The organism is Methylocystis sp. H62, assembly GCF_015709515.1.
Lineage (GTDB): Bacteria > Pseudomonadota > Alphaproteobacteria > Rhizobiales > Beijerinckiaceae > Methylocystis.
Genome location: NZ_JADNQZ010000058.1, coordinates 184,931 through 211,714, shown reverse-complemented (window position 1 = coordinate 211,714; position 26,784 = coordinate 184,931). Strand labels below are relative to the sequence as shown.

Below are 26,784 nucleotides of genomic sequence, written 5' to 3'. Positions count from 1 at the left end.
GGCTCCTTTAGCAGATGCGCGGTAGTTGCTCGCCGACCAGCATGTCGACGATGCGCCGGCCGCCGAAAATCGTGCGCATGGTGACGCGACCCGACTCGCCCGCGACGACGCTACCGATGACGGCCGCCTGTCGGCCCAGCGGATGCGCCCGCATGGCCTCGAGCGCCTGCTCGGCCTCGTCGGGCGGGACAATTGCGACGATCTTCCCCTCATTGGCGAGATAGAGCGGATCGAGGCCGAGAATTTCACAAAAGCCGCGCACCTCATCGCGCAGCGGCGTGACGGCCTCGTCGATTTCGATGGCGACCTGTGCGGCTTCGGCGATTTCATTGAGAACGGTCGCGACGCCGCCGCGCGTCGGATCGCGCATGAACCGCGTATTCGGCGCCGCATTGAGCAGGCTTGCGACAAGGCCCTGCAGCGGGGCGCAGTCGCTCTCGATCGGCGACTGCAACGCCATATCACCGCGCGCCCCAAGAATTGCCGCGCCGTGATCGCCGAGCAGCCCGTTGACGAGCACCGCATCGCCCAGCCTTGCGCGATGCGCGCCAAGCTCGACGCCTGCGGCGACGACGCCAACGCCGGTCGTGGTGATGAACATCTGGTCGCAGGCGCCTTTGTTCACGACCTTGGTGTCGCCGGTGACGATCTTCACACCGGCCTCCTGCGCCGTCGCCGCCATGGACCTTGCGATCTGCCGCAGAAAATCGATCGAGACGCCCTCTTCGATGATGACAGCGCAGGAAAGATAGAGCGGGAGCGCGCCGCCAACGGCGAGATCGTTCACCGTGCCGCAGACCGCAAGCTTGCCGATGTCGCCGCCGGGAAACACCAATGGGTCGACGACGAATGAGTCGGTCGTGAAGGCCAGCCGGTCGCCATATTGGGCGAGGTCCAGAAGATCAATCCGCGCCTGATCATCGAGCGGCGCCAGCAGTGGGTTGTCGAAGGCTTCGACGAACACGTCGTCGATCAAATCCTTCATCGCCTTGCCGCCGCCGCCATGCGCAAGCGTGACGGTCGGCACATGCACCGTGCCGCGCGAACGCCGGGGTGGGAAGGAGACCATGTTCATGCGACGCTCGCCTCCGTTTCGTCGCGTCCCCGCTTTATGCCGCCGTACTGGTAGTATGCCGCGCAAGCGCCCTCGGACGACACCATCAGCGCGCCGAGCGGCGTCTCCGGCGAGCAGGCGCGACCGAACACTTTGCACTGCCAAGGCTTGATGACTCCTTTGAGCACCTCACCACACTGGCAGGATTTGGGATCGGCGATCCTTGCATTGGGCACGGCAAACTTTCGCTCGGCGTCAAAGCCCGCATAGGCGTCGCGCACTTTGACGCCAGAGTGATCGATCGAGCCGAGCCCGCGCCACTCAAAGAATTCGCGCAGTTCATAGACCTGCGCAACCGCCTGCAGCGCAACGGCGTTGCCCCCTGCTGGCGCGACGCGCGCATATTGATTTTCGATCTCGCAGCGTCCCTCGTCGATTTGCCTCAGCAACATCCAGATCGACTGTAAAATGTCGAGAGGCTCGAACCCTGCGATCACCATCGGCTTCTTGTAGTAACGCGCGATAAATTCATAGGGCGCGTCGCCGATCACCATGGAAACATGGCCAGGTCCGAGAAATCCGTCGAGGCGCAGGTCCGGACTATCGAGAATCGCTTTGATCGTTGGAACGATGGTGATGTGATTGCAGAAGATCGAAAAATTCTTGATCCCTTCACGTTCCGCCTGCAGCACCGTCAACGCCGTCGACGGCATGGTCGTCTCGAAGCCGATGCCGAAGAAGACGACCTCGCGATCACGATTCTGGCGCGCGAGCGCCAGCGCGTCCATCGGCGAATAGACCATGCGCACGTCACAGCCGTCAGCCTTCGCCTGCAACAGGCTCCTGCGTGAGCCCGGCACGCGCATAGCGTCGCCGAACGTGGTGAAAATCACCTCTGGATGCTCGGCGATGGCGACGCAATCGTCGACGCGTCCCATCGGCAGCACGCAAACGGGACAGCCGGGCCCATGCACCAGTTCGATGGATTTCGGCAGCATGCCTTCAACGCCGTAGCGGAAAATCGTATGCGTGTGCCCGCCGCAGACTTCCATGATCTGCAGCGGCCGATCCTGGTCGCGCCCCGTGTGAGCAAGCAGCCGCTCGATCTCTTTGACCAGAACATCGGCCTTCGCCCGATCACGAAATTCGTCGACATATCTCATGCCGCGACGTCCTTGCTTATGGCCGAGCCGCGATCGTCGGCGAGCAGCGTGTGAACGAGGTCCCACAGTATGTGATAGGCGGCGACGTGACACTCCTGGATGCGGTGGACAGACGTCGTCGGCACGACAAGGCAGTGATCGCAGACGTGCGCGGAGGCCATCTTGCCCCCGTCGCCGCCGCTAAGACCGATCGTCGTCAGTCCCATCTCCTTCGCCTTGGCGAAGGCGGCGATCAGATTCGCCGAATTGCCGCTGGTCGAGAGGCCGACAAGCCCGTCTCCCGCCCGACCATGAGCGATCAGCTGGCGCACGAAAATATGCTCGAAGCCCACGTCATTGCCCACGGCGGACGTCATCGCAACGTCTGCGGTAAGATTTATGGCTGCAAGCGCCGGCCGCCCGGCGGTGATCGGATGGAGGAACTCGACCGCCACATGCGAGGCGTCGCAACTCGAGCCGCCATTGCCCATGGTGAACATCCGGCCGCCGCGTCGATATACGGCGGCAAGCGCCTTCGCCGCGTCGAGCAGCACCGGCGCCTGCTCGGCGAAGAACCTCACGCTGGTCTCGCGCGACTCGCGCGCTTTCTCTTCAATAGAGTGTAGCAACCCAGCATCGACGGCGGCGGGATCCTGCTCCTTGCCATGCAGGAACGGATAAAGCACCTCCAATGCGCTCTTGCTGGTCACGATCCCTATTCCTCCGCCGCGACTGCGTCGGTGAGCGTTTGCATAGTCTCAAGTTCGGCTTGGAGTTCGCCAAGCTCTTGCAGCAATCTGAGTGTCTCCGCCGCCTCCGCCGCGTTGATCCTGCTCATCGCGAAACCGACATGGACGAGCACCCAGTCGCCGACGCAGGACTCCACAGGATGGGCTTCATCCACGATGCAGCTGATGTTGATCTGCCGGCGCACCCCGCTCACGTCGACGGTCGCGACGAGATCGTCGGCATTGTCTATGCTAACGATGCAGCCGGGGATGCCGAGGCACATGCGCCGTCCTTTCCATCTCTTGTCATGTCGGTTCTCATCAGATGTGCGGCGCCGATGGCGGCCTGACCCAGCGAGAGCCCGCCATCATTGGCGGGCGCGTCAGCATGTGTGAGCACCGTGAAGCCAGCCTCGCACAAACCGTCGTAAACGCGTTCGAAAAGCAGGCGGTTCTGGAAGCAGCCGCCCGACAGCGCCACCGTTTCGAAGCGTCGCGCAGCCGCCAGCCGCACGGCGACTTCAGTGATCGCCTGCGCCAGACCGAGGTGAAAACGGCGCGCAATGGTTTGCGCCGAATTGCCCTGCCGGAGGTCTTCGAGAATTGCGCGCCACATCGGCGCCGCATCGATGTCGATGAGCGCGGACGCGGAAATCCTCAGCGCATAGCCGCGCGCCTCGTTTGGCGCCGCGGCCGCGAGCGCCTCCAGTCGCGCCCCGGCTTCGCCTTCATAGGCCTGACGGTCGGCGCAGACGCCGATCGCGGCGGCGACCGCATCGAACAGCCGTCCGCAAGAGGAGGCTAATGGCGAATTGAGGCCTTGGGCGATCATCCGGTCGATCGTCGCAAGCGGTTTGCCGTCCAAAGCGCCCCAGTCGCTGGACGCACAGCGCGTCGAATCGAATTCCCCCGCCGCCTTAAGATGCGCATAAAGGTTTCGCCACGGTTCGCGCACCGCCTGTGCGCCGCCGGGCATGGCGACCGGCTTCAACCGCGCCAGCCGCTCATAGCCAAGATAGTCGGCGAGCAGGAATTCTCCGCCCCATATCGCGCCATCGTCGCCAAAGCCCAATCCGTCGAGCACGATCCCGAGCGCCGGCGGCGCTTGGAGCGGTCGGCCGTTCTCAGCAAGGCAGGCGGCGACATGGGCGTGATGGTGTTGAACGTCAATCAGCGGCAAGGCCCGTGTGTCGGCCTCCGCGCGTCCGAGTTTCGACGACAGATATTCGGGGTGCCGATCGATGACGATCGCTGACGGCGCGTGATCGAACAGGCTCTGATAGAGCGCCCGATTCTTTTTATAATCGTCCAACGTCGCCGCATTCTCGAGATCGCCCTGATGCTGCGACAGGATCGCCTGACCGTCCTTGACCAGGCAGAAGGTCGCCTTCAACTCTCCGCCCATCGCGAGCAGGTCTGGCGCATTCTCGAAGCCGTTCGGCAACCGCAGCGGCGCGGGCGCGTAGCCGCGGGCGCGGCGGAGAACCCTCGGCCGCCCGCTCATAACCCGCACGACCGAGTCGTCAACACGATTGGCGATGGCGCGATTATGCATCAATGCGAAGGAGGCGATTTCGGCAAGCTGTCGGCACGCCTCCGCGTCATCGATGACGGCGGGCTCGTCCGAGATATTGCCGCTCGTCATCACGAGCGGATGTTCGAACCGCTCCATCAACAGCAAATGCAGCGGCGTCGTCGGCAGCATAAAGCCGAGCGTGGCAAGTCCAGGCGCGACAGCCTCGGGCAGGCGCTCCGTACCTGTTGCGCGTAGCAGCACAATCGGCGCCTCAACGCTTTTGAGCGCGCGCTCCTCGACGGCGTCGATTGCGCAGTAGCGACGGATAACGGCAAGATCGCGCGCCATCAGCGCGAAGGGCTTTGCGTCACGACGCTTCAATTCCCGCAGGCGCGAGACGGCCTCGGGATTGGCCGCGTCACATGCGAGATGATAGCCGCCAAGTCCCTTGACCGCGATGATCTCGCCTTGCGCGATAAGACGCGCTGCAATTTCGACCGCATCGGCGCCGCCGTCGCGCGGCGCTTCCGCTTGGCCCAATGCAACGAGCGACGCAGTCGGCCCGCAGGACGGGCAGGCCACCGCTTCAGCGTGAAAACGGCGATCGATCGGATTGCGATATTCCGCCGCACAGGGCGCACACAGCTCGAATGGCGCCATCGTGGTCGTCGCGCGGTCGTAGGGAATGGCCGTCACGATGCTGAGGCGCGGTCCGCAATGGGTGCAATTCGTGAACGGATAGCGATAGCGGCGTTCGTTTGGATCCCGCAGCTCCGCCGCGCATGCGCCGCAGAGCGCCGCATCCGGCGCGACCTGGGTGCGTGCGGGTCCGCCGATGCTTTCGGCGATACGGAATTCCTGTGGCAGTTGGCCGCTGTAGCGCAGCCTTTCGATGCTGTCGATATGCGCGAGCGGCGGCGGGTCTCGTTCGATTCGTCGAAGCAGGGCAGCGACGCGCGACGGGTCGCCGCTGACGCGCACCAATACGCCCTCGCCGTCGTTGAGAACCTCGCCGGCAAGCCCTAGTTCGCGCGCCATGCGCCAGACGGTCGGGCGAAAGCCGACCCCCTGCACACGCCCGCGCACCCGAAATTCAAGCGCCTGCGATGGCTCTACCGCCGCAAAACTCATGATCGCTGTCGGCCTCACATGTTGCTGATCTTGATATAGCGCCAGAGGTCCTTCGCATTCATGATCAGCAGTCCGAGGATGATAAGCCCCAGGACGATACCTGTAATCTCCCATCCGCTCATGACATTTCTCCATTTACCGGATGCGCGGCGCTAGCGCGATCGCGTTATGTTACGCCGCCATCATCTCCTCAATCAGCTCTTCGACGGTCTCCGCAGCGACGCCGACCGCCGCCGCGACAGGCGCGCTCAGCTCCATGACGCCTTCGTCGCCGCCGAAGGTCAACGGCTCGCAGGCGACCAGCAGGACGCGGCGGCAATTTCCGCCAAGCGCCGACGCCAGACGAAGAACTTTCGCGGGATCAAGCTCATGCGGCGACAGAGACAGATCCTCCCGTGCCGGATTCTCTATCTCAACCGGATCCGGCTCCACGACCGAGACGACGCCCGGCGCTTCCCCCCGCTGCGCCGCATCGACGAGAATCACGGCGTCGTAGCCATCCATCAGCGCATAAGTGAGATCGATTCCGCGAATGCCGAAATCGATGACTCTTACCCCGTCCGGGAGCGCGACCCGTGCGAGCCGGCGCGCCACCTCGACTCCGAAAGCGTCATCGCCGCTAAAGATGTTGCCGACGCAGGCGACAAGGATCGAGGTCATGGCCCCTCTCCCGCAACGATCGGCTCGATTTCCTCCTGACTGAAAAAGAACCGATGTCCGGGAAAGCCCGCCGCGCCGAGATCCCGGCCCGGATCGTCAATCAACGTCACCGCGACATGGATCCGGTCCTCGAAATCGCGCTCAATCGCCTCGACGACGGCGATCTTGTCTTTGAGCGCGATATCCATGATGTCGCCGCCCGATTTGGGGCGCAGTCGCACGCGGGCGCCGACGCATAGACTGCGTCCGCTCTCGAGCAGCGAGACGAGGCGAGGCTTCTCATGGTCCCCGCCCATCGGCGGCGGTTCAATTTGGCTGGCCTGAGAGGGGTGATTGCGCATGACGCCATGCAGCCGCGCCATGTCCTCGGCGGTCAGAGCATGCGTGCGTTCCAGAAGCGCGCGCGCACGGGCGTCGACGGACGCCATCTCGCGTTTCTCGGCGTCGGTCATCGCGAGGATACGAAGCGTCAGGATTTCGTCGATCTCAGTGCCGTCGAAGAGGTCGCCGGGACTTTCGGGCGCGATCGCCGGATGATCATAGAGGATGATCGGCGACGCGAGCATAGCGCTGTTGTCTTCTCCCCCCACCAGCACCGGAAAGGCGCCGACATTCCGGCACTCCCCGGCAGCCTCACGCAGATCGTCGGGAGGATCTAGCAACGAAATGAATGCGCCATCTTCAACGGTGAGGATCGCATGCGTCGAGGCGAAAGCGCGAAGTTGGGCGGCTGCGCGTTCCTCACGAACCGCGCCCGAAAGCGGCGTGACGTTCTCGATTCCGATCGTCAGCTTCCACAAATCAGGCGCGAGCTTCTCCGCCTTCGCTTCGACGACGCCCTGGATTTTGTACGACGTGCGAATGAGAGCGGCGACGATGCGACCGCTCCGATCTCGGACTGGCTCGAATTCGCGCGCGCCTTTAATGCAGAATGGCGTCACGCTGGCGGCGCCTCGAATATCGGCGGGCCGTAGCGGCCCTATGGCGATCTCCCGTTCGATCGCCTCCTCCCAGGCCAGCAACTCTTGACCGTCGACATTGAAGCTCGAAACGCGCGTCAGCGCCGGCTCGCCCTCTACCGGAAGCTCTCGCGTCGGCGTCGTCAGCTGTCCGACTTCGCGCGTCATGACCTGCAGGAAACGAAAATGGACGTTGAACGCCGCCTGCTCTCCGCCCCGCAAGAGCACCTGCGTCCCCATGCGCGAGGCGTCGCCTTGCTGATCGAACGCCTTCGGAAAGACCCCGCCGAACGTCCAGCGCTGACGATTTTTTATTGACGATGGCCGATAGGGATAAAGGATGTAGCCCTCGTAAAGAACGGCGTTGGCGATCGCTCTGATGGAGTCGAGTTTCATGTCGCCTCCGCCGCGCTCGCTTCGAGTAGCGCCTGCAAGGCGCGCTCAAATGTTGGAAGTCCTTGCCGGCGCCGGTAACGGTCCAGCTCCTCAAAAGCGTCGCGATGCAGGCAGAGCCACATGCTCTGCGGATAGTAATGCTCCATCATCGCGCGCCAGACGCTTAAGGGCAGGCGATACGCGCATTCCTTGCTCCAGGCGACTTGCTCGATCTGCAACCTGCCTTCGCTGTCGCGGTAGAAAATAGAGCCGCTGAACAGAAAGTTGAGCGGAACGTCGCCCTGCTCCAAACCATGAAAATATTTGGTCGCTGCAATGTTGAAGTCATAGCTGCAAGGCGCCGGCAGATCGACTGTGCGCTCAGCGTCGACGGCGGGAACGGAAACGCTCGCGTGCGTCCAAAGGAAACTCCGCATCGTCTCGCCCCAGCGCGACGGGTGACCAAAAAGATCGGAAAGCCGATCGTGCTCATCGCCCTCATAGCGCCGCCGCGCAGGCTCGATGCGAATCTGGCAATTCAACATCACGTTGAGAATGGGCAGGTCAGGCGTCTTGTTTACGACATGCAACGCAAACAGCAGCAGCGGCGCCGCCGAATATTTCTCGACTTTGACGTCGTCGATACGAAAGTCGAGATCAACCATGAACCCTGTCCTTCGATTCGACGTCGTCTTGCAGGTTCGTAAAATAGTCGCGAACAGTCTCCCAGACCTCTGCGCCGCCCGACAATCCCCGCCAATGCCTTCGGATCAGCCCGACGAGCGCATAGCAGCGATCAATCGACACGAGATAATATTCCCGCGCGCCATTCATTCGATTGACAAGCAACGCCTCAACATCCGGATCCAGGTTGGCCAGCGTCGGATTGGCCGCGATCAGGCGCGACCAGGCATCGGCGGCAAAAGGCGACTCGATCGCTCCAGCCGGACCTGGATAGATCGCGATGGCGCCTTGCGTCGGCGTGCTGCGGAACACGAAGGCAAGATCAATCGGAATACGAAAGCCCTGCCATTCGTCGTCGCTCAGATCGAAATCGTGGAGCGCATCAGCGCGTGCCCGCAAGGCGGCAAAACGCTCACCCCCGTCCAAGAGGAATGCACATTGGGGACAAGCGCAAAAGAATTTTCGCGTCGCGCGCTCCACCAAATGCGCATGCCGGGAAGCGATGGCCTTCGAGCAGAATTCGCAATGCTCTTCTTCCGTCGCGCTCACGAAGCGCCGCAGTCGCGACGCCCAATTCCCCGATTCTATTCTTTCCATGCTCTCGCGCCTCTTTATGTTCTAGGCGGCGGTCTCCGCGTAAAGGGCTGTCATGTCCATTTCGATCAAAATATCGTCGAGGTCGGGCGCCGCGTCGGTGAGAGCATTCTCGATCTCCAGCCGCAACTGGTCGGTAGGCTCAGCAACGCCATTCCTTTGCAGCTGAACCATTGCAAAGGCTTCACTCGCGCTCATGAGGCTCACGTGGAGGCCGCGCGCCCTCCACTGCGGCTGCATGCGCGCGATGACATCCTGTAGACGACGCTCAACGCTGTGCGGATGTAGCCCGTGGAGGAGCAATATCGCCCGGAGGTCCCGATCCTCGACGATCTTCTCGAGCATGGCGGCCCCATCATCCGATGCTGCAATGATTGTGGTGACTCGCGCGAGCGAACGGGCGTGCAAATCGAGCACGAGCGCGAGCAACTCACGCGCCGCCTCCCGCCCCGTCGCGTCGGCGATGCTCTCGAGCGTCGCCATCAGCTTTTCCAATCGTGCGAGCGACTGCTCCAGCGTCTCCGTCTCGCGCGCCTCTCCACTCATGGCTGCTGCTTTCGCGACGCGCCGAACATGGGCGAATGCGTGGTCTTAACGGTCTTGCCGCCGCCAACATACATGTGCACGCCGCATGGCAGACAGGGATCGAAACTGCGCACCGCGCGCATGATGTCGATGCCCTTGAACTTGTCCGGACCATTCTCTTCGAAGATCGGCGTGTTCTGAACCGCGTCCTCGTAGGGTCCCGGCGTTCCGAAATCGTCTCGCGGCGTCGCGTTCCACGGCGTCGGCGGATAGGGATGATAATTGGCGATCTTCTTGTCTTTTATTACGAGATGGTGCGAGAGCACGCCGCGCACCGCCTCATGGAAGCCGCAGCCGATCGCCTCATCGGGCACTTCGAATGGCGTAAACGTCTTGGTGCGGCCCGCCTGAATCTCTGTGAAGGCCTGCTCCAGGAAATAGTACGCCGCAGCGGCGCAGTAGGCTTGAAAATAGGTTCGCGCCCGATCGCGTTCGATCGCGTTGCTCCACTTTGGCACCTTCCATTCAAACTCGACTGCAGGCTTGAGCGCCGTCTTGGGGAGATTGATCTTCACGCTGTCGCCCGTGGCTTTGACATAGCCGTTCATGTCGACCAGTCCTGCCAGAGCCGTCGAGAACAGTCGCGCGAAGGCGCCTCCACCGGTGTCGAGCGGCAGATGATCTCCGCTGCTCTTGTCGAGCCAGCGCGGACACATCACCCAGGAATAGTTCTTGTCGAAATCGCGCTTCTGCGGCCGCGGAATGGTCGTCTGATTCCACGGATGTTTCTGATCGACCGGATTGCCCAGCGGGTCCGTCTTGACGAAGGTTTCGCAATTGTCCCAGTCCTCGTAATAGGACTGACCGCGCAGGATGCGGATCTGCAGATTGATGTCGACGAGATCGGTCGTGACAAGCTTGCCGTCGACGACAACGCCCGGGGTGACGAACATCTTCCGGCCCCAGTCGGTCATATGCTTATAAGTGTAGTCGCAGTTGTTGGGGTCCTGAAACGCGCCCCAGCACCCGAGCAGTATTCGTCGACGTCCAACCTCCTCGTAACCCGGCAGCGCTTCATAAAAGAAGTCGAACAGATCATCGTGCAGCGGCACGCATTTTTTCATGAACTCGGCGTAGCGCACGAGTCGCGTCAGATATTCGGTGAAAAGCTGGTTCGACGGGACAGTGCCGACTCCGCCGGGATAAAGAGTGGAGGGATGCACATGGCGCCCCTCCATCAGGCTGAACATCTCGCGCGTGTAGCGGCTTACAATCAATGTCTCGCGGTAGAATTCGCCGGAAAATGGATTGAGCGCGGTCATGATGTCGGCGATCGTTCGATAGCCATGAGCGTCCGAGTTTCGAGCGGGCGTGCGTTGCGCCTTGACCCAAACGCTTGGATTGGTTTCCTTGACCATCTGCTCGCAGAAATCGACGCCGACCAGATTGTCCTGAAAGATGTTGTGGTCGAACATATATTCCGCTGCTTCGCCGAGATTGATGATCCAATCGGCGAGCGGCGGCGGCTTGATGCCATAGGCCATATTCTGCGCATAGACCGAGCACGTCGCGTGATTGTCGCCGCAGATTCCGCAAATACGGCTGGTGATGAAGTGGGAATCGCGGGGATCTTTGCCCTTCATGAAAATGCTGTAGCCGCGAAAGATCGACGATGTGCTGTGGCATTCGGCGACCTGCCGGTTCTCGAAATCGATCTTGGTGAAAATTCCGAGACTGCCGACGATTCGGGTAATTGGATCCCAATCCATTTCGACGAGATTGGGCGACGCTTTATTGGCGCTCGGAGGCGCGGCAGGACGGGTTGCCAAGTCGACCATGATCGCAGTCCTCTACTTTAGAGTGGATGAGTTTTGTTTGGACGATCAGGATCGTAGCCGGTGGTGTAGGTCGGCTCCCTGTTGCGCCACTTCGGCTCCTTGTTGAGCGTGTGATTGGTGATTTTGCGCAGATTGCGGATCAGCACGCCGTAAGGCTTAATCAGAACCGATGAAATGCGGGCGCCGGGCGGTTCGTCCATGAACGGCATGAACTTGTCGGGAAAGCCCGGCATGGTGCAGCCGATGCAGATGCCGCCGACATTGGGGCACCCTCCAAGACCCGCGATCCAACCGCGCTTGGGCACGTTGCATTGAACGACCGGGCCCCAGCAGCCGATCTTCACCAGACATTTGCGCGAGCCGTATTCTTCCGCGAAATCGGCCTCTTCGTAATAAGCGGCGCGATCACAGCCCTCATGAACGGTGGGACCAAACAGCCAGCGCGGGCGGCCGAGTCTGTCGACGGGAATCATCGGCGCCAGACCGGCGAGCTGGCGAAGCAGGTAGAGAAATGTCTCCATGAAATTGTCGGGCTGCACAGGACAGCCCGGAACATTGACGATTGGCAGACCGGCCTTGGATTTCCACTCGGCGCCAAGATAGTCCTGAAGGCCCATGCAGCCCGTAGGATTGCCCTTCATTGCATGAATGCCGCCATATGCGGCGCAGGTTCCGGCGCCGATGACAGCGAGCGCCTTGGGAGCCAACCGGTCGATCCATTCGGTGGTCTTGATTGGCTCTCCGGTCGCCGCATCGGTGCCGATCGCGGCCCAATACCCTTCGCCGCTCAGCTTCTCGTTTGGGATGGAGCCTTCAACCACAAGGACGAAGTTTTCGAGTTCGCCCCGCGCGCCTTTATGGAAAGCCTGCATGAAATCATCGCCGACCTCATAGGAGAGCACTGCATTGTGCAAGCGCACTTTAGGCAGGCCGGGGATGGCTCCGAGGATGACGTCTTCTATGCTCGGTTCGCTCGCGGCGGTGATTGAGACCGAGTCGCCGTCGCAACTCAGTCCCGCCGTAAGCCAGAGCACGTCAAGCTCTTCGATTGTGGATGGAGGCTGCTCTTTTCCTTTGGGAGCTGGATTGGGGTCTGGAGCCATCGGTCAATCCTTTCACCAAAAGACGTGGCGACGGAAAGTTTCAAACCGAGGCGAACCTGCTCAGCTTTCGCTTCTTTTGGCTGCGAACAACGCAACCATGGCCGACGCGTAGCGGCGGCGTACAGGCCTGTCACGGCCGAAGGAAAACTCTGGAACTTGAGAAATGTTCCTAGAAAGGAACAAAATGCACAGCTCGTGCGCTCGAGAGCGCGGGAGCGATTTTCATTTTTGGACGCGGGGCGAGCCTGCCCGTCGAGAAGGCGAGAGCGCGACTGAAGCGCCCTCGGGAGCGCGCGACAGAGCTGAGCTGACGCTGCCTTAACTGACGCAGCGTCGTACTCCAGCTTGAGCCTATTTTGCTTCTACGAGGCTGATGAGATCGAAGTGGCGGTTGACGCCGGCATGGATCAGGTTGCCATTGAAGCGCGTCGAGCTCGATGCGCCGTAAGCGTAAAAGCCGTTCGTCTGCGCCGCATAGTTGAACCCTTGGGCGGCGCCGAGATCGTAGCGAAGATAATCGACCTTGACGCTCCACTCGGGCGTGAACATCCATTCAGCGCCGCCGCCCGCCGTCCAGCCGATCAAGCTATCCTGATAGACCGGATTGACGAGCGTCTGGTTCGTCCCGCCGATGCGGCGGGTGAAGATCGCGGCGTTCGAAGTTACGCCGCCATAGGCCATGCCGCCCGTGCCGTAAACGGCCAGCGTCGGCGTGACGAGGTAGCCAAGTCGGCCGCGGATCGTTCCAAGATAGTTGAGCGTCGCGGTGCGCTGCGCATAGGTGGCGAAACTATTGCCGCCCCCCTGCGCGAGAGTCGCTTGCCACCGCGTGTCGGTGTTGCCCGAAACGCCGTGCAGATCCGCTTCTGCGCCGGCGAAGAAGCTGTCGGCGAACCTCCAATTGGCGCCAATCTGGAAACCGCCGATGAAGCCGGCGAGATGGTTCGTCTGATCAATCGGCGTCGCGCTGACAGCCACGGCTGGACTTGCGGCGGCGGCGCCGAAGGGCCAGGGCTGCACCAACGACCGCGGGCTCGACCACGCCCCGCCGCCATTGAGGCCGACGTAAACGTCGGACCAGCTTGGCGGCGGCGCAGGCGGCGGCGGAGGCCCCCCAGGCGAGAAGAGAGCGATAAAATCCGCGGCCGGCGGCTTGGTGATCGGATTGCCGTCGCCAAAGGCGTTGGCGGAGACTTCCAGATAGAAGAAGTCGGTCGGCCGCCCGGTCAGGCCATTCGTGGTCGTGGTCTGTCCGGAGAAAGATTGCGGGAAGTACGGCTGCAGCGCGACCGCCGGCGCGAAGCTCGAGGTGAAGGAGCCCGGCCAGAAGCGCGCGTAGCTCGCGGTCAGATTGATGAACTGATTCAGTTTGTAGCGGATACGCAGATCATATTCCGTGCCGATGAACGTGCCTCTGTTGCCAAGCGGCGCAAAAAGATTGGCGCGATCCCAGGCCGCCGCCGCGCTCGCCAGCCAGTAGGCGCTGAACGCCGTATCGATCCGGAGATCCTTGAAAGGCGAAAATTCTAAGCGGGCCTTGGGCGCTTTGATATTATTCCAGGCGATATAGTCGTTGCGTGAGAATGGCTGGTTGAAGCCATAGAAGATATCGAAGGTCTGATTGGCGCTGTCGAAGGGACTCTTATTGCCTGAGCCATAGGCGTAGTTGGCGCTGATCCGCGGTTTCCACGGATGATCTGAAAATGTGTAGCCAGCCTCAAATGCATAGGCGATCGCGTCATGCTGCACCGTCGTCTGCACGGCGTTTTGGACATTCCTGAACTGACGGAACTCGCCGGTTTCGCCAAACTGCTTGTTGATGTCGAAGTCGTAATCAAAGTCTTTGATCACGCCGTAGACGCGCAGGCCAGGCGCATAAGTGTCGCGATGAAGCTTCAGCGCGTTCGAGATGTTGAGCGGATCTCCATATTGCTTGCGGCCCAAAAAATAGGGCTGGATCGTCGCATATTCCGACCAGCGCCGGATGCTGAACACGCTGCCATAGATCCAGTTCTGCCAATCAGGTCGGTCGAATTGATATGGATAGCGAATGACCGGCCGCATCAGGAAACTGTCAATGTCCCAGTCATTATCCTTCTTGCCGATTTTGATCCGGAAGCCGTCAAAATTGTTGGTCGTGTTGCGGAACTCATTCTCGGCGATCAGACGGCGGTCGAGCAGTTCGAGGTGAAAGCGCCCAGCGCGAAGCGTTAGAGGCCGATCGTTGCCGAGATCGTCCTTGCCGAAGGCGTCCTTGAAAAAAAGTTCGCCATAGCCGGAAATGAGCTCCGTCTGATTGATCTCCTGGCCTTGATATTCATAGATGCTGTTGTAGGCGCGCGAGTCCTGAAATTCGACGACGAATCGAAAGGGATCGAGAATGTTCTGCACGCCGAGATACGCCCGCGTGCGCGACAGCCAAAGCGAATTGGGAAAATACTTGCGCTGCGACGTCGGCGGATTGGTCGTCGTGTTCGTCCACGGCCGATAGTCGTCCTTGCGATATTCAAAACGCACGCGCGAATCGAGGCCGACGTTCAGCCAGTCGACGCCTTCGAATTCCTTGTAGGTCTTAGCCAGATTGCGCACATAAGGCGGAATGTCGGGCTGCGGCTCCAAACGATAGCCGCGCGTCGGCACATAGTAGCTTTTCTTCACCAGCGGCGCCGGTGGCGCCCCGGGACCAGCAGCGACACCCTTGCCATCGGTCTTCGTCTTCACTGACTTTTTTTCCGGCGCGGCCGCTTTTGCGCCGTCATCCGACTGCCCCCCATTTCCCGCAATTTCCTTCGAGGGTGCTTTGTCTTCGGCGCCCGCAATTTCGGGGACGCTAAGGGCGGCGCCGACAACGGCGCCAAACGCGGCTAATCTTAACTTCTTGCTGTTTTTGCGTATCGACATCGACTTGTGTCCCGTATCGCTTAACCTGGACTCCGGTTGGCGCTTTGATCGACGGACCGATATGTAAACCGTATACATATCGGATATGCCGTTACGGTCGATCTGTTAAGCTCATGTTTTAATCAACTCGATTTTCGACTTGCGCTGTTGTGAAATAGCCACAGAAAACGCAACGATGCAGCCCGCCCGTTTAATTTTCGCTTTGACATTCCAGCTCTCTCTCTGGGTCGCAGAGGTTGCCCTTCTGCGACCATTTTCCGTCCACGCCGCAAGAGGCAGTAAAGCGAAACCTTGGCTTTTTGTCTATCGATTTAGTAGACCACTCTGCACATCGAGCGAAAGCGTTGCGGTAATGTCACAGTTTGAAAGTTTGGGCGCCGCTATAGCGACCAGAGACCTAATCCGCCGCCCTATTTCTGCAGGGCGAAGAAGAGGCGCGGATACCGCAGAAGGACTTTGCCGTCCGGTTGCCGCGGATAGGCCTGCGCGAGCCTCTCTCTGTAGCGCGTGAGAAACTCTGCGCGCTCATGTTCATCGAGCAAGTCGAGGAAGGGACGCAGGCCAGATCCTTCGAACCACTCGACCACGCCGTCAGGGCCGTCGAGCGGATGGACATAGACCGTCTGCCAAATGTCGATCGTGCTGCAGAGCGGCGCGAGCAGATTGTAATATTCCTCGAGCGGGCCGAGCACCATGATCGACTTGGCGATCGGCAGCAGACGCGGCGCCCAGGGGCCATCCGCCGCGACCATGCGCATCGCCGCGTGCGAAAGCTCATGCGTATTGTTCGGCATCTGGACCGCAAGACGTCCGCCGGGCCGTAAATAACTCAAAAGCCTTGTCATCAACCCGCGATGATCGGGAAGGAAATGCAGCGCCGCATTGGCGAAGATGAGATCGGCCGGCTCCGACGGGCGCCAGTGCGCGATGTCCTCTTTGATAAACGTCGCCGTCGGCGTGCACGCGCGAGCGACCGATAGCATATTGTCGGATTTGTCGATTCCGATGATGTCAGCGTCGGGAAAGCTCATCGCGAGGAGCCGAGTGCTGTTTCCGGGTCCGCATCCAAGGTCATAAACCGCTCGCGTGTCGCAGTAAGGCACGTGCGCAAGCAGGTCGCGGGCGGCGCGCGTGCGCTCCGCTTCGAATTTCAGATAGAGCGCCGAATTCCAGTCGTTTGTCGCGCGTCTTTCATCGATCCCGTCAGCAAGCGCGGGGCTCAAATCCCGTCTCCGGCGTTGAAATAGTCGCCGTTCTCGTCCGCCGGAAAGATGCGGGCTTTCGCCAGCGAGAGCGGAACGCGGCCGCCGAGCGAAGCCGAACGGTCGAGCGGCGAGTCGATTTCGAGCGTTTGATCGTAGCCGTCGATGGCGATCGTGGCGCGAACGCCGGCAGGCGTGCGTCGCAGGCTCTCGACGCGACCTTCAAGATCGCCGCTCCCTTCAGCTGCGACGGCGATATCGGCCGGGCGGAAGAAGACTCTCGCCGGTCCGCTGCGCAAGCCGTGGGTGTCGATGTGCAATTCGCGGCCGCCGAACGTCACATGGCCGTCGGAGATGGTGACAGGCAACGCGACGGCTTCGCCAACGAACGAAATGACGAACGGCGAAGCCGGACGATCGTAAAGTTCTTCAGGCGTGCCTATCTGTTCGATGCGGCCTTCATTGAGCACGACGACGCGATCGGCAAGCTCCATCGCTTCATCCTGATCATGCGTGACGAAGACCGTCGTCAATCCCGTTTGCTTATGGATGTCGCGCAGCCAGCGGCGCAAATCCTTGCGCACGCGCGCGTCAAGCGCGCCAAACGGTTCGTCTAGAAGCAACACGCGCGGCTCGATGGCGAGCGCGCGCGCGAGCGCGACGCGCTGACGCTGGCCGCCGGAGAGCTGCGCCGGAAAGCGGCCGCCAAGTCCGTCAAGCTGCACGAACTGCAGAAGCTCCGTGACGCGCGCCTTGATCGCCGCCCGCGAGGGACGCGTGCGTCTGGGACGAACTCTCAGACCGTAGGCGATATTGTCGGCGACGGTCATATGTTTGAAGAGCGCATAGTTCTGAAACACCATGCCGACATGGCGGTCCTGCACGGGCAGATTGGTCGCGTTCTCGCCGTCGAAGAGGATGCGGCCGCGATCGGGAGAATTGAGGCCCGCGATCACCCGCAGCAGCGTCGTCTTGCCGGAGCCCGAGGGTCCAAGCAGTGCGACGAGTTCGCCAGGCTGAATGTCGAGGCTGACGTCACGCAAGGCCGGAAAGGCGCCGAAATCCTGCTCGACTCCCTCGATGCGAATGGAAGTTCCGCGCTTACTTCCCTCAGTGGCGGCGAGCGCGTCCGGAGAGCGCGTCAGCATGGCGCCATTCGAGGAACGTCTTGAGCCCGAGTGTGACAAGCGCCAAGCCTGCAAGAAGGACCGCGAGCGCGAAAGCGGCGACATTATTGTACTCATTGTAGAGTATCTCCACCTGAAGCGGAATTGTATTGGTCAGGCCTCGTATGTGGCCCGATACGACCGAAACGGCGCCGAACTCTCCCATGGCGCGGGCGTTACACAGCAGCACGCCGTACAGCAGGCCCCATTTAATGTTGGGCAGCGTCACGGTCAGAAAAGTCTTGAAGCCGGAGGCGCCGAGCGTGAGCGCCGCTTCCTCTTCGATCTTGCCCTGCTCCTCCATCAGCGGAATGAGTTCGCGCGCAACGAAAGGAAAGGTGACGAAGATGGTCGCCAGCACGATGCCGGGCACGGCAAAGATGATCTGCACGCCGTGAGCGGCGAGCCAAGGACCGAAGAGGCCCTGGCCCCCGAACACCAGCACATAGACGAGGCCGGCGACGACCGGCGAGACGGAGAACGGAAGATCGATCAGCGTGATGAGAACGCTCTTGCCGGGAAAGGAAAATTTCGCGATCGACCAGGACGCCGCGAGTCCGAACACAAGATTCGCCGGCACGCTGATCGCCGCGACGAGCAGCGTCAGGCGGATCGCGGCGCGCGCGTCGGGATCGCCGAACGCGGTCAGAAAAGGTCCGATCCCTTTGCTGAAGGCTTCGACGAAGACGATCGCCAGCGGCGCAAAAAGGAAGATGGCGAGAAACAGCACCGCGGTCGCAATAAGCGTATAGCGCGCGAACGACGAGTCGTGCGTGACCGGCCGGAATTTGACGCCGCGACCGCGGCCGCTGGACGTGATCGCGATCTCAGACATGGCCGAATCTCCTGCGGCTCCATGCCTGGACCAGATTGATGAGAAGCAGCGCGGCGAAAGAGATCGCCAGCATGATCGTCGCGATTCCGGTCGCGCCCGGGACGTCATATTGCTCAAGCTTTACGACGATGAGCAGCGGCGCGATCTCGGAAACGTAAGCGATATTGCCGGCGATGAAGATCACCGAGCCATATTCGCCAATGGCTCTGGCGAAGGCGAGCGCGAAGCCGGTAAGCAGCGCCGGCGCCAGGGGCGGCAGCATCACGCGGATGACGGTTTGCAGCCTGCCCGCGCCGAGAGTGGCGGAGGCCTCCTCTAGTTCCGCTTCGAGTTCGGAAATAATCGGCTGCACCGTGCGCACGACGAACGGCAGTCCGATGAAGATGAGCGCGACCAGAATGCCCCAGCGCGTGTAAGCGACCTTGATGTCGTAGTCAGCGAGCGGCGCGCCAAACCAGCCATTGGGTGAATAGAGCGCCGCAAGCGAAATGCCGGCGACGGCGGTCGGCAGCGCGAACGGCAGATCGACGAATGCGTCGAGCAGTCGACGGCCGGGAAAATCGTATCTTGTGAGCACCCAGGCGACGATGAGGCCAAAGAAAAGATCGACGACCGCGGCCGCGAAGGAGATGAAGAACGTCGTGCGCAGGGACGCGGCGACGCGCGGCTCCGAGGCGATCGCATAGAGGCCGGAAAATCCCAGTCCCGATGACTGCCAGATGAGCGTGGCGAGCGGAAAGAGGACGATCAGGCCGAGATAGATCAGCGTATAGCCGAACGTCAGGCCGAAGCCTGGAATGACGCTCGGCGCCGTGAAGCGCCGAGCGTTTTTGCCGACAAGGCTCGGGGAGGTCACCTTGTCAGCTCTTGTTTCTGAATGTCGTCGAAAATGCCGCCGTCGGCGAAATGCTTCTTTTGCGCCGCCGCCCAACCGCCGAAACTTTTATCGACGGTGATGAATTCGATCTTGGCGAATTTCTTTACGTCGTCCTTCGCCGCATATTCGGGATGAACGGGACGATAGAAATTGCGTGCGATGATCGCCTGCGCCGCCGGCGAATAGAGAAAGTCGAGATAGGCTTCCGCGAGCTGCCTGTTGCCTTTGGCGTCGGCGTTGGCGTCGACGACGGCGACCGGCGGCTCCGCCAGAATGGACTGCGGCGGCGTCACGATCTCGAACTTGTCCGCGCCGAATTCCTTCAGCGCAAGGAAGGCTTCGTTCTCCCATGCGAGGAGCACGTCGCCGATGCCGCGCTGGGCGAAAGTGATCGTCGAGCCTCGCGCGCCAGTGTCCATGACCGGGGCGTTCTTGTAGATCGCCTTGACGAAATCTTGGGTCTTGGCTTCGTCGCCGCCGAATTTCTTCAGCCCATAGCCCCAGGCCGCAAGATAATTCCAGCGCGCGCCCCCGGACGTCTTCGGGTTGGGCGTGATGACGGCGACGCCGGGCTTCGCCAGATCGTCCCAATCCTTGACGGCTTTCGGATTGCCCTTGCGGACGAGAAACACGATCGTCGACGTATAAGGCGACGAGTTATTCGGTCGGCGCTTTTGCCAATCGACCGGAATCTTGCCGCTCTTGCTGGCGATGGCGTCAATGTCGGCGGCGAGCGCCAGCGTCACGACATCGGCGTTCAGCCCCTCGATCACCGCGCGCGCCTGCGCGCCGGAGCCGCCATGCGACGCCTGAATTTCGATCGTTTCGCCCGTCCGGGCTTTCCAGTCCGCCGCGAAAGCGGGGTTGATCGCCTTATAGAGTTCGCGCGTCGGGTCATAGGAGACGTTCAGGAACGTCTGGCCCGCTTGAGAATGCGCGCTCGCCAGCACCGTGAGGGCAACCAAGCCCCCCAAAATTCCAAGTCCCAGACTTTTCTGCAATTTCTCGCTCATGGGTGACGCCTCTCCAACAGTCTATAAAATCACTAGCATCAGTAGACTTATTGGGCAAGGAGGAAAAAAGCGCGGGTCAAGCCTGCGTGACGTCAGCGGAGCTTGGAGTGTGGACGGCTGCGAAAGGTAACGCCTACCAGCGCAGAACTGCGCCGCCCCAGGTCATTCCCGCGCCGATCGCCATCATCGCGATGACGTCGCCCTTTTTCAGCTTTCCGGCGCGATTCGCCTCATCGAGCGTGATCGGCATCGAGGCGCTCGACGTATTGCCGTAGCGGTCAATGTTGATCCAGCATTTCTCGAACGGAACGCCGAGATTCTGCATTGCCGACTCGATGATGCGCTTATTGGCCTGGTGGGCGATCACGTGATCGACGTCGGCTGCGGTCAGACCGGCGGCTTCGAGCGTGTCGCCGACCACTTCAGGCAACAGCCGCGTCGCCACCTTATAGACCTCGCGCCCACGCATCTTGATTTTGCCGGCCTTGTCTTCGAGCATTTCAGCTGATGGCGGGCGGCGACTGCCGCCGCCATAGATGCCGAGAATGCCCGTCATCGAGCCATCGGTGCGCAGGCTGGCGGCGAGCAGGCCGCGCCCTTCCTCTTCGCTGGCGCCCAGCAAAATCGCGCCGGCGGCGTCGCCAAACAGCACGCAGGTCTCGCGATTTGTCCAATCGACGAAGCGACTGAGGGTCTCGGCGCCGATCACCAGCGCGCGCTTGACCTTGCCGCTTCTGATAAATTGGTCGGCGATGGAAAGACCGTAAAGCGAACCAGCGCAGGCGGCGCCGACGTCAAAGGCGAAGGCGTTTCTCGCGCCGAGCTGCGCCTGAACAAATGACGCGCAGGACGGCGTCGGCGTGTCGCCTGTCACCGTGCACACGATGATCATGTCAACGTCGTCTGGCTTTACGCCAGCGAACTGCAGCGCCTCGCGCCCGGCGGCCGCCGCCAGATCGGATGTGGCCTCATGATCCGCGGCCACTCGGCGCTCTTCGATGCCGGTGCGGCTGACGATCCACTCATTGTTCGTCCTGACGATTTTCTCGAGGTCGGCATTGGAGATGACGCGCTGGGGCGCATAAGACCCGGTTCCGAGAACAATGGAATTCGTCAAGACGTGGCGCTTCCTTCTGAGACGGCGTGGCTGAAGCTCGTGAGCGTGGCGCTATTCATTAAGAGCGGCTCAGGCCGAGCGCAAATTTTTCTTTTTTGACTCCGGCGAGGGCCATCATCGTCACCGACTTATTGGCTTTTTTGCGCCTGCGCCGAAAGACTGTCCCAAAACGAGGCCGTCAACGCTTTCTTAAAGCGGGCGCAACTAGACCAATTCAGTGCTCGTCGGAGTTGCGTTTATGGTCCACGCTATCATCTTTGCCGCCGCCGCGCTCTTCGCTCTCATTGGCGCGCTGACGGCGTAACGCCGAGCCCGCGATTGCAAAGTCCGCCGCCGCGTGGCAAGGGGCGCCATGCAGGAACAACAGAGGCCGCCGAGCGCCGCCCCGCGCGTCTCCTTCGTCTCGCTCGGCTGTCCGAAGGCCCTCGTCGATAGCGAACGGATCATCACGCGGCTGCGCGCCGAAGGCTACGAGCTGACTCGCACCCACGCCGGGGCCGACGTCGTCATCGTCAACACATGCGGCTTCCTCGACAGCGCCAAGGCGGAGTCGCTCGAAGCGATCGGCGCCGCGCTGAACGAAAACGGCAAGGTGATCGTCACCGGCTGCATGGGCGCCGAGCCCGAAGCGATCGCCGAACGCTTCCCGCAAGTGCTGGCGATCACCGGCCCACAGCAATATGAGAGCGTCGTCGATGCGGTGCATCGCGCCGCCGCGCCGGCCCACGACCCCTTTGTCGACCTTCTTCCCGAACAGGGCGTGAAGCTCACGCCGCGACATTACGCCTATCTTAAAATCTCCGAAGGCTGCGACAACAGCTGCTCCTTCTGCATCATCCCGCATCTGCGCGGGCCCCTCGTCTCGCGGCCGGCCGCCGATGTGCTGCGCGAAGCGGAAAAGCTCGCGCGCGCCGGCGTCAAGGAGCTGCTCGTCATTTCACAGGACACGAGCGCCTACGGCCGCGACATTCGCTACGCCGAGAGCATGTTGGGCGACCGTAGCGTGCGCGCGCGCTTTCTCGATCTGGCGCGCGAACTTGGCGATCTCGGCCTTTGGGTGCGCCTGCATTACGTCTATCCCTATCCTCATGTCGACGAGGTCATCGCCTTAATGGCGGAAGGGAAGATCCTTCCCTATCTCGACATCCCTTTTCAGCATGCCGCGCCGAATGTGCTGAAGGCCATGAAACGCCCGGCAAATGATGAAAAGACCCTGGCGCGCATTCTCGCATGGCGCGACGTGTGTCCGGAGCTCGCGTTGCGATCGACGTTCATTGTCGGCTTTCCCGGCGAGACTGACGCGGATTTCGAATATCTTCTCGATTGGCTGGAGGAGGCCGAGATCGACCGCGCCGGCGCCTTCAAATATGAACCTGTCGCCGGTGCGCCGGCCGAGGCGCTTGGCCTGCCTGCCGTCCCCGACGACGTGAAGGAGACGCGCTGGAAGCGCTTCATGGAGAAACAGCACGCGATCAGCGCGCGGCTGATGAAGCGCAAGATCGGCAAGCGCCTTTCCGTCATCATCGACGAGCCGGGCGGCGGACCCTCGGGCGCGCTCGCGAAGGGCCGCACCAAGGCCGACGCGCCGCAGATCGACGGCGCAGCCTTTGTCGCATCGCGGCGCCCGCTGCGCGCAGGCGACATCATCACGGCGAAAATTGAACGCTCGGAGGCCTATGACGTCTATGGCGCGGCGACCTAGAGCAGCCCTATATTGGGCCAAGGACGATTATCGGAGAGAAACCCCATGACCGAAGAACCCCACGACGAGGGCACGCCGCCGCAGGAAACCCCGCCGACAATGCCCGAAAGGCCGGCGCAGCCGCTGGGGCCGCAGTTCAAAATTCCGCGCAGCCTTTACATCGCGACCGCGCTGATCGTCATCGGCTCATTCGCCATCACGCTCTTCGTGCGCAATCCCTATACGCAGTCGGTCACAGAGGGCGGCAGTTTTTACGAGCACGGCACGGACAATTCGGCGCTGATGTGGGTCGCGATCTTCGTCGGCATTCCTCTGAGCTTCTGGGCCTATAAGCGGTGGATATTGCCGCTCTTCGAGCGCAAATAGCGGGAGCGTTTTCCGCCGAAGGCGAAGCCGGCGCGTCCGAAAATGCATCGAATCAAGAAACCGGAGCGCGTTTATGAACGCGCTCCGGCGCGCAACTCGGTCGAAGAGCGCTCGATTCTTGGCCCGTGCAAATAGACGATCGCTGGCGGCGGCGTCACAGCGAGCACAGCGGCCTCGCTCTCGGGAACTCTCGCGCTCTTGAAATAGACCGCCGCCTTGGCGTTGGCGGCTTTGAGCGTCGCGCCCGGCCGGTCGATGACGGCGATGGGCATGCTTTGCGCAATATCCTTCCATCGCCGCCAGCGATGAAACTGCAAAAGATTATCCGCGCCCATGATCCAGACGAAACGCACGCCCGGACAATGCGCGTGCAGAAATTCGAGCGTGTCGCATGTGTAGCGCGCGCCGATCTCAGCCTCGAATCCGGTGAAGGCGACCCGCGGATCGGGCAGAATTTTTTTTGCGGCCGCTATTCGCACGTCGATTGACGGCAGTTGGCGCGCGTCCTTAAGCGGATTGCCGGGCGAGACGATCCACCACAGCCGATCGAGCCGAAGACGCGTCAACGCGAGGCGCGAGACCAGCGCATGGCCTTCATGCGGCGGATCGAACGACCCACCGAAGAGGCCGATGCGCATGCCGGGGGCGTGAGGCGGGAGACGGACGGGGGCGGAAGCCATCGAGCCGATATGCGGTGCAAGCATGGGTTAGATCAAGCTTCTCAGGCGGCGCGCGGCTCAATCGCGCTGAGCTCGGAGCCGATCTGCCGGCGCCTGGCCATAAGGTCATAGTCCGCCTGCAGCCCAAGAAAGAAGCCTTCCGAAACCCCGAAATATCGCGCCAGGCGCAAATCCGTGTCGGCGGTGATCGCGCGCCTGCCGAGAACGATCTCATTGATGCGACGGGGCGGCACGCGAATCGCGCGCGCGAGCGCATTCTGACTCAGTCCCATGGGCTTCAAAAATTCCTCGGCAAGAATTTCGCCCGGGGTCGGGTTGGGCAACAGCTCAGTCATGGTAGTCGCTCCAGACAAAACAAATGCGCCATTGGTCATTAATTCTGATCAAATGCTGACCGAGCCGCCTTTCAGCGCCTCAAGACCCACACTCGCGGGAGAGTCACTCTTCAGATTTGGCTTCGCCACTCACCCCCGCACCTGGCCGTCGCCATAGACGCGGTATTTGAACGAGGTCAGCTGCTCGACGCCGACGGGTCCGCGCGCATGCATGCGGCCCGTGGCGATGCCGATCTCGGCGCCAAAACCGAATTCGCCGCCGTCGGCGAATTGCGTCGAGGCGTTGTGCAGCACGATCGCCGAGTCGACTTCATTCATGAAGCGCGCCGCGGCGCCAGCGTCGCGCGTGATGATGCAATCGGTGTGATGCGAGCCATAGGTCTCGATGTGGTCGATCGCGCCCTCTAATCCATCGACCACGCGCGCCGCGATGATGGCGTCGAGATATTCGGCGCGCCAGTCGTCTTCGCGCGCCGGCTTCACCCGCGCGTCGGCGGCTTGGGTCGCTGCGTCGCCGCGCACTTCACAGCCTGAATCGATCAGCGTCGCGACGAGCGGCTGAAGGTGGGTCGCGGCGCAGGCCCTGTCGACGAGCAGCGTCTCCGCCGCGCCGCAGATGCCGGTGCGCCGCATCTTGGCGTTCAGCAGCACGCGCCTCGCCATGTCGAGATCGGCGTCCCTATGCACGAAGACATGCACGATGCCTTCAAGATGCGCGAAAACCGGCACGCGCGCCTCATGCTGCACGCGGGCGACAAGACTCTTGCCGCCGCGCGGCACGATCACGTCAATATTGCCGTCGAGGCCCGCGAGCATCGCGCCAACGGCGGCGCGATCCGCCGTCGCGACAAGCGAGATCGCCGCTTCGGGAAGCTCTGCGGCTGTCAGCCCCGCGACGAGGCAGGCGTGAATGGCGGCCGACGAGCGCAAGCTCTCGGAGCCGCCGCGCAGGATCGCGGCGTTGCCGGCCTTCAGACACAGGCCGCCGGCGTCGGCGGTGACATTGGGCCGGCTTTCATAGATCACGCCGATGACGCCAAGCGGCGTCGAGACGCGCTCGATCTTCAGGCCATTCGGGCGATCGAAACTCGCCAGAACGCGGCCGACGGGGTCCGGCAGATCGGCGATCTCCTCCAGTCCACGGGCGATCGCCTCGACCTGGGTGGGATCAAGCGTCAGCCGATCGAGGAAAGAGGCCGTCGTTCCGCGCGCCGTGGCGTCAGCGACGTCGAGCGCATTGGCGGCGAGTATGGCGTTGCTCTGGCGGCGAATTTCACCGGCCGCGGCGCGCAGCGCCTTGTTCTTGGCGTCGGTGGAGGCGAGCGCCGCCGCCCGCGCCGCTGCGCGCGCGGCGCGCCCGAGCGCGATAAATGAGTCGCTCAGCGTCGCGTCTACGCCGCCTGCCTGCGGCGCGCTGCGTAATGCCTGCGTCATAGCTTTCTCGGACATGCTGGAGTTTCGCTAACATGGCGGCCCCGGCAAGAAAAGCGCCCTCAAGAAAAGCCGGCCTTGCGAGGCCTGTCGCGATATGAAAAAAAGCCGCATGTCCGCGCTTCAAGAGAATCCATTCACCGGGCCCATTGCGGCCGAATATGACGTGCTGCGGCTGATGTGTCCAAACGCCGCCACGCTCGCCAAAAAGATCGGCGATCGAATCGCGCAATGGCGTTCCGACGCCGGGCCGATCGAAGGCTTCGAGATCGGCTGCGGAACGGGGATCAGCACGCTGGCGGCGCTCTCGGCGCGGGACGACCTGAAGCTCACCGCGATCGACAGCGCCGGCGAAATGCTCGATCAGGCGCGAACCAATCTCGCCGATTACGCCCTGGTGGGCCGCGTCGAATTTATCGAAGCCGATGCGCTGACGGCGCTCCGCGCGCTGCCCGATGCGCGCAAGGATGTCGTCATTTCGAATTACGCGATCCATAACTTCCCTGACGACTATCGTAAGGAGGCAATCTCGGAGATTTTCCGCGTCCTGAAGCCGGGCGGAATTTTCATCAACGGCGACCGCTACGCGATGGACGACCCAGCGGCGCATCTTGCCGATACCCAAGCCGTGGTGCGGGGTTGGTTCAAGATTTTCACGAAGATGAACCGACTCGATCTGCTCGAAGACTGGATCGTGCACCTCCTGAGCGACGAATCCTCACTGCACATCATGTATTTCGAGCCGGCGCTCGAGCAGTTGCGCGCCGCGGGCTTCGCGCCGGTCACCGTCGAATTTCGCGATGGCGTGGACACGCTGGTGACGGCGGCGAAGCCGGGCGGGTGAGGCGAC

General features: G+C 61.8%; 25 protein-coding genes. 3 read left to right on the top strand and 22 right to left on the bottom strand.

Going from position 1 to position 26,784, the window contains the following annotated elements; genetic code table 11:
• Positions 1–7: 7 nt before the first annotated feature.
• The 19 genes from hypE to IYY11_RS17625 all read right to left on the bottom strand — a co-directional run bounded on the left by hypE (position 8) and on the right by IYY11_RS17625 (position 21,420).
• Positions 8–1,075: a hydrogenase expression/formation protein HypE gene (gene hypE, locus IYY11_RS17715; RefSeq protein ID WP_196405071.1), complete on the bottom strand. Its 1,068-nt coding sequence runs from the start codon at positions 1,073–1,075 to the stop codon at positions 8–10.
• Entirely contained in the window at positions 1,072–2,217 is a 1,146-nt protein-coding gene (hypD, locus tag IYY11_RS17710) for a hydrogenase formation protein HypD (protein WP_196405070.1), read from the bottom strand. Before hypD ends, hypE begins: the two co-directional genes overlap by 4 nt.
• Positions 2,214–2,906 carry an SIS domain-containing protein gene (locus IYY11_RS17705; RefSeq protein WP_196405069.1) on the bottom strand — a complete coding sequence of 231 codons (693 nt, stop codon included), beginning with the start codon at positions 2,904–2,906 and terminating at the stop codon, positions 2,214–2,216. The genes hypD and IYY11_RS17705 overlap by 4 nt, the downstream gene beginning before the upstream one ends.
• Before the next feature lie 5 nt (positions 2,907–2,911).
• Entirely contained in the window at positions 2,912–3,208 is a 297-nt protein-coding gene (locus IYY11_RS17700; RefSeq protein WP_196405068.1) for a HypC/HybG/HupF family hydrogenase formation chaperone, read from the bottom strand.
• A complete protein-coding gene (gene hypF / locus IYY11_RS17695; RefSeq protein WP_196405067.1) occupies positions 3,172–5,571 on the bottom strand; it encodes a carbamoyltransferase HypF in 2,400 nt (799 codons plus the stop codon). The genes IYY11_RS17700 and hypF overlap by 37 nt, the downstream gene beginning before the upstream one ends.
• Positions 5,572–5,742: 171 nt before the next feature.
• Positions 5,743–6,231, bottom strand: coding sequence for a hydrogenase maturation protease (locus tag IYY11_RS17690; RefSeq protein ID WP_196405066.1), 489 nt, complete (start codon positions 6,229–6,231; stop codon positions 5,743–5,745).
• Positions 6,228–7,586: a hypothetical protein gene (locus tag IYY11_RS17685; protein ID WP_196405065.1), complete on the bottom strand. Its 1,359-nt coding sequence runs from the start codon at positions 7,584–7,586 to the stop codon at positions 6,228–6,230. Before IYY11_RS17685 ends, IYY11_RS17690 begins: the two co-directional genes overlap by 4 nt.
• Entirely contained in the window at positions 7,583–8,230 is a 648-nt protein-coding gene (locus tag IYY11_RS17680) for a DUF6084 family protein (RefSeq protein ID WP_196405064.1), read from the bottom strand. Before IYY11_RS17680 ends, IYY11_RS17685 begins: the two co-directional genes overlap by 4 nt.
• On the bottom strand, positions 8,223–8,846 hold the full coding sequence (locus IYY11_RS17675; protein WP_196405063.1) for a DUF5947 family protein: 624 nt from the start codon (positions 8,844–8,846) through the stop codon (positions 8,223–8,225). The genes IYY11_RS17680 and IYY11_RS17675 overlap by 8 nt, the downstream gene beginning before the upstream one ends.
• 21 nt (positions 8,847–8,867) lie before the next feature.
• Positions 8,868–9,389, bottom strand: coding sequence for a nitrogen fixation protein NifU (locus IYY11_RS17670; protein WP_196405062.1), 522 nt, complete (start codon positions 9,387–9,389; stop codon positions 8,868–8,870).
• Positions 9,386–11,206, bottom strand: a complete 1,821-nt coding sequence (locus IYY11_RS17665; RefSeq protein WP_196405061.1) for a nickel-dependent hydrogenase large subunit — start codon at positions 11,204–11,206, stop codon at positions 9,386–9,388. Before IYY11_RS17665 ends, IYY11_RS17670 begins: the two co-directional genes overlap by 4 nt.
• 17 nt (positions 11,207–11,223) lie before the next feature.
• Positions 11,224–12,309: a hydrogenase expression protein HypE gene (locus tag IYY11_RS17660; protein WP_196405060.1), complete on the bottom strand. Its 1,086-nt coding sequence runs from the start codon at positions 12,307–12,309 to the stop codon at positions 11,224–11,226.
• A gap of 351 nt (positions 12,310–12,660) precedes the next feature.
• Positions 12,661–15,030, bottom strand: a complete 2,370-nt coding sequence (locus IYY11_RS17655) for an alginate export family protein (RefSeq protein WP_312029749.1) — start codon at positions 15,028–15,030, stop codon at positions 12,661–12,663.
• A gap of 590 nt (positions 15,031–15,620) precedes the next feature.
• Positions 15,621–16,433 (bottom strand): trans-aconitate 2-methyltransferase, encoded by an 813-nt coding sequence (gene tam, locus IYY11_RS17650; protein ID WP_196405058.1) that lies wholly within the window; start codon positions 16,431–16,433, stop codon positions 15,621–15,623.
• Entirely contained in the window at positions 16,430–17,560 is a 1,131-nt protein-coding gene (locus IYY11_RS17645; protein ID WP_196405057.1) for a sulfate/molybdate ABC transporter ATP-binding protein, read from the bottom strand. Before IYY11_RS17645 ends, tam begins: the two co-directional genes overlap by 4 nt.
• Positions 17,523–18,413, bottom strand: coding sequence for a sulfate ABC transporter permease subunit CysW (gene cysW, locus IYY11_RS17640; protein WP_196405056.1), 891 nt, complete (start codon positions 18,411–18,413; stop codon positions 17,523–17,525). Before cysW ends, IYY11_RS17645 begins: the two co-directional genes overlap by 38 nt.
• A complete protein-coding gene (gene cysT, locus IYY11_RS17635; RefSeq protein WP_196405055.1) occupies positions 18,406–19,269 on the bottom strand; it encodes a sulfate ABC transporter permease subunit CysT in 864 nt (287 codons plus the stop codon). The genes cysW and cysT overlap by 8 nt, the downstream gene beginning before the upstream one ends.
• A complete protein-coding gene (locus tag IYY11_RS17630; protein WP_196405054.1) occupies positions 19,266–20,303 on the bottom strand; it encodes a sulfate ABC transporter substrate-binding protein in 1,038 nt (345 codons plus the stop codon). The genes cysT and IYY11_RS17630 overlap by 4 nt, the downstream gene beginning before the upstream one ends.
• A gap of 133 nt (positions 20,304–20,436) precedes the next feature.
• Positions 20,437–21,420, bottom strand: a complete 984-nt coding sequence (locus IYY11_RS17625) for a 3-oxoacyl-ACP synthase III family protein (protein WP_196405053.1) — start codon at positions 21,418–21,420, stop codon at positions 20,437–20,439.
• Positions 21,421–21,772: 352 nt separating this feature from the next.
• Between IYY11_RS17625 and rimO the strand changes: the two genes are divergently transcribed.
• On the top strand, positions 21,773–23,122 hold the full coding sequence (gene rimO, locus IYY11_RS17620) for a 30S ribosomal protein S12 methylthiotransferase RimO (RefSeq protein ID WP_196405052.1): 1,350 nt from the start codon (positions 21,773–21,775) through the stop codon (positions 23,120–23,122).
• Between the two features lie 45 nt (positions 23,123–23,167).
• Positions 23,168–23,488: a hypothetical protein gene (locus IYY11_RS17615; RefSeq protein ID WP_196405051.1), complete on the top strand. Its 321-nt coding sequence runs from the start codon at positions 23,168–23,170 to the stop codon at positions 23,486–23,488.
• A 71-nt stretch (positions 23,489–23,559) separates the two neighbouring features.
• Here IYY11_RS17615 and IYY11_RS17610 read toward each other — a convergent pair whose 3' ends face one another.
• From IYY11_RS17610 to IYY11_RS17600, 3 genes are all read right to left on the bottom strand, one after another.
• Positions 23,560–24,192 (bottom strand): nicotinate-nucleotide adenylyltransferase, encoded by a 633-nt coding sequence (locus tag IYY11_RS17610; protein WP_246720065.1) that lies wholly within the window; start codon positions 24,190–24,192, stop codon positions 23,560–23,562.
• A gap of 17 nt (positions 24,193–24,209) precedes the next feature.
• Complete coding sequence (locus IYY11_RS17605; RefSeq protein ID WP_409455266.1) at positions 24,210–24,503, bottom strand: HigA family addiction module antitoxin; 294 nt, start codon at positions 24,501–24,503, stop codon at positions 24,210–24,212.
• Positions 24,504–24,632: 129 nt separating this feature from the next.
• On the bottom strand, positions 24,633–25,937 hold the full coding sequence (locus IYY11_RS17600; RefSeq protein WP_196405379.1) for a glutamate-5-semialdehyde dehydrogenase: 1,305 nt from the start codon (positions 25,935–25,937) through the stop codon (positions 24,633–24,635).
• 109 nt (positions 25,938–26,046) lie between these two features.
• Between IYY11_RS17600 and IYY11_RS17595 the strand changes: the two genes are divergently transcribed.
• A complete protein-coding gene (locus IYY11_RS17595) occupies positions 26,047–26,778 on the top strand; it encodes a class I SAM-dependent methyltransferase (RefSeq protein ID WP_196405049.1) in 732 nt (243 codons plus the stop codon).
• Positions 26,779–26,784: the final 6 nt, after the last annotated feature.

What these genes read in the sequence shown, in the direction of transcription:
- hypE (WP_196405071.1), bottom strand. Translation starts at nt 1,075, where the DNA reads ATGAACATGGTCTCCTTCCCACCCCGGCGTTCGCGCGGCACGGTGCAT.
- hypD (WP_196405070.1), bottom strand. Translation starts at nt 2,217, where the DNA reads ATGAGATATGTCGACGAATTTCGTGATCGGGCGAAGGCCGATGTTCTG.
- IYY11_RS17700 (WP_196405068.1), bottom strand. Translation starts at nt 3,208, where the DNA reads ATGTGCCTCGGCATCCCCGGCTGCATCGTTAGCATAGACAATGCCGAC.
- hypF (WP_196405067.1), bottom strand. Translation starts at nt 5,571, where the DNA reads ATGAGTTTTGCGGCGGTAGAGCCATCGCAGGCGCTTGAATTTCGGGTG.
- IYY11_RS17690 (WP_196405066.1), bottom strand. Translation starts at nt 6,231, where the DNA reads ATGACCTCGATCCTTGTCGCCTGCGTCGGCAACATCTTTAGCGGCGAT.
- IYY11_RS17685 (WP_196405065.1), bottom strand. Translation starts at nt 7,586, where the DNA reads ATGAAACTCGACTCCATCAGAGCGATCGCCAACGCCGTTCTTTACGAG.
- IYY11_RS17680 (WP_196405064.1), bottom strand. Translation starts at nt 8,230, where the DNA reads ATGGTTGATCTCGACTTTCGTATCGACGACGTCAAAGTCGAGAAATAT.
- IYY11_RS17675 (WP_196405063.1), bottom strand. Translation starts at nt 8,846, where the DNA reads ATGGAAAGAATAGAATCGGGGAATTGGGCGTCGCGACTGCGGCGCTTC.
- IYY11_RS17670 (WP_196405062.1), bottom strand. Translation starts at nt 9,389, where the DNA reads ATGAGTGGAGAGGCGCGCGAGACGGAGACGCTGGAGCAGTCGCTCGCA.
- IYY11_RS17665 (WP_196405061.1), bottom strand. Translation starts at nt 11,206, where the DNA reads ATGGTCGACTTGGCAACCCGTCCTGCCGCGCCTCCGAGCGCCAATAAA.
- IYY11_RS17660 (WP_196405060.1), bottom strand. Translation starts at nt 12,309, where the DNA reads ATGGCTCCAGACCCCAATCCAGCTCCCAAAGGAAAAGAGCAGCCTCCA.
- IYY11_RS17645 (WP_196405057.1), bottom strand. Translation starts at nt 17,560, where the DNA reads ATGCTGACGCGCTCTCCGGACGCGCTCGCCGCCACTGAGGGAAGTAAG.
- cysW (WP_196405056.1), bottom strand. Translation starts at nt 18,413, where the DNA reads ATGTCTGAGATCGCGATCACGTCCAGCGGCCGCGGTCGCGGCGTCAAA.
- IYY11_RS17630 (WP_196405054.1), bottom strand. Translation starts at nt 20,303, where the DNA reads ATGAGCGAGAAATTGCAGAAAAGTCTGGGACTTGGAATTTTGGGGGGC.
- rimO (WP_196405052.1), top strand. Translation starts at nt 21,773, where the DNA reads ATGCAGGAACAACAGAGGCCGCCGAGCGCCGCCCCGCGCGTCTCCTTC.
- IYY11_RS17615 (WP_196405051.1), top strand. Translation starts at nt 23,168, where the DNA reads ATGACCGAAGAACCCCACGACGAGGGCACGCCGCCGCAGGAAACCCCG.
- IYY11_RS17610 (WP_246720065.1), bottom strand. Translation starts at nt 24,192, where the DNA reads ATGCTTGCACCGCATATCGGCTCGATGGCTTCCGCCCCCGTCCGTCTC.
- IYY11_RS17605 (WP_409455266.1), bottom strand. Translation starts at nt 24,503, where the DNA reads ATGACTGAGCTGTTGCCCAACCCGACCCCGGGCGAAATTCTTGCCGAG.
- IYY11_RS17600 (WP_196405379.1), bottom strand. Translation starts at nt 25,937, where the DNA reads ATGACGCAGGCATTACGCAGCGCGCCGCAGGCAGGCGGCGTAGACGCG.
- IYY11_RS17595 (WP_196405049.1), top strand. Translation starts at nt 26,047, where the DNA reads ATGTCCGCGCTTCAAGAGAATCCATTCACCGGGCCCATTGCGGCCGAA.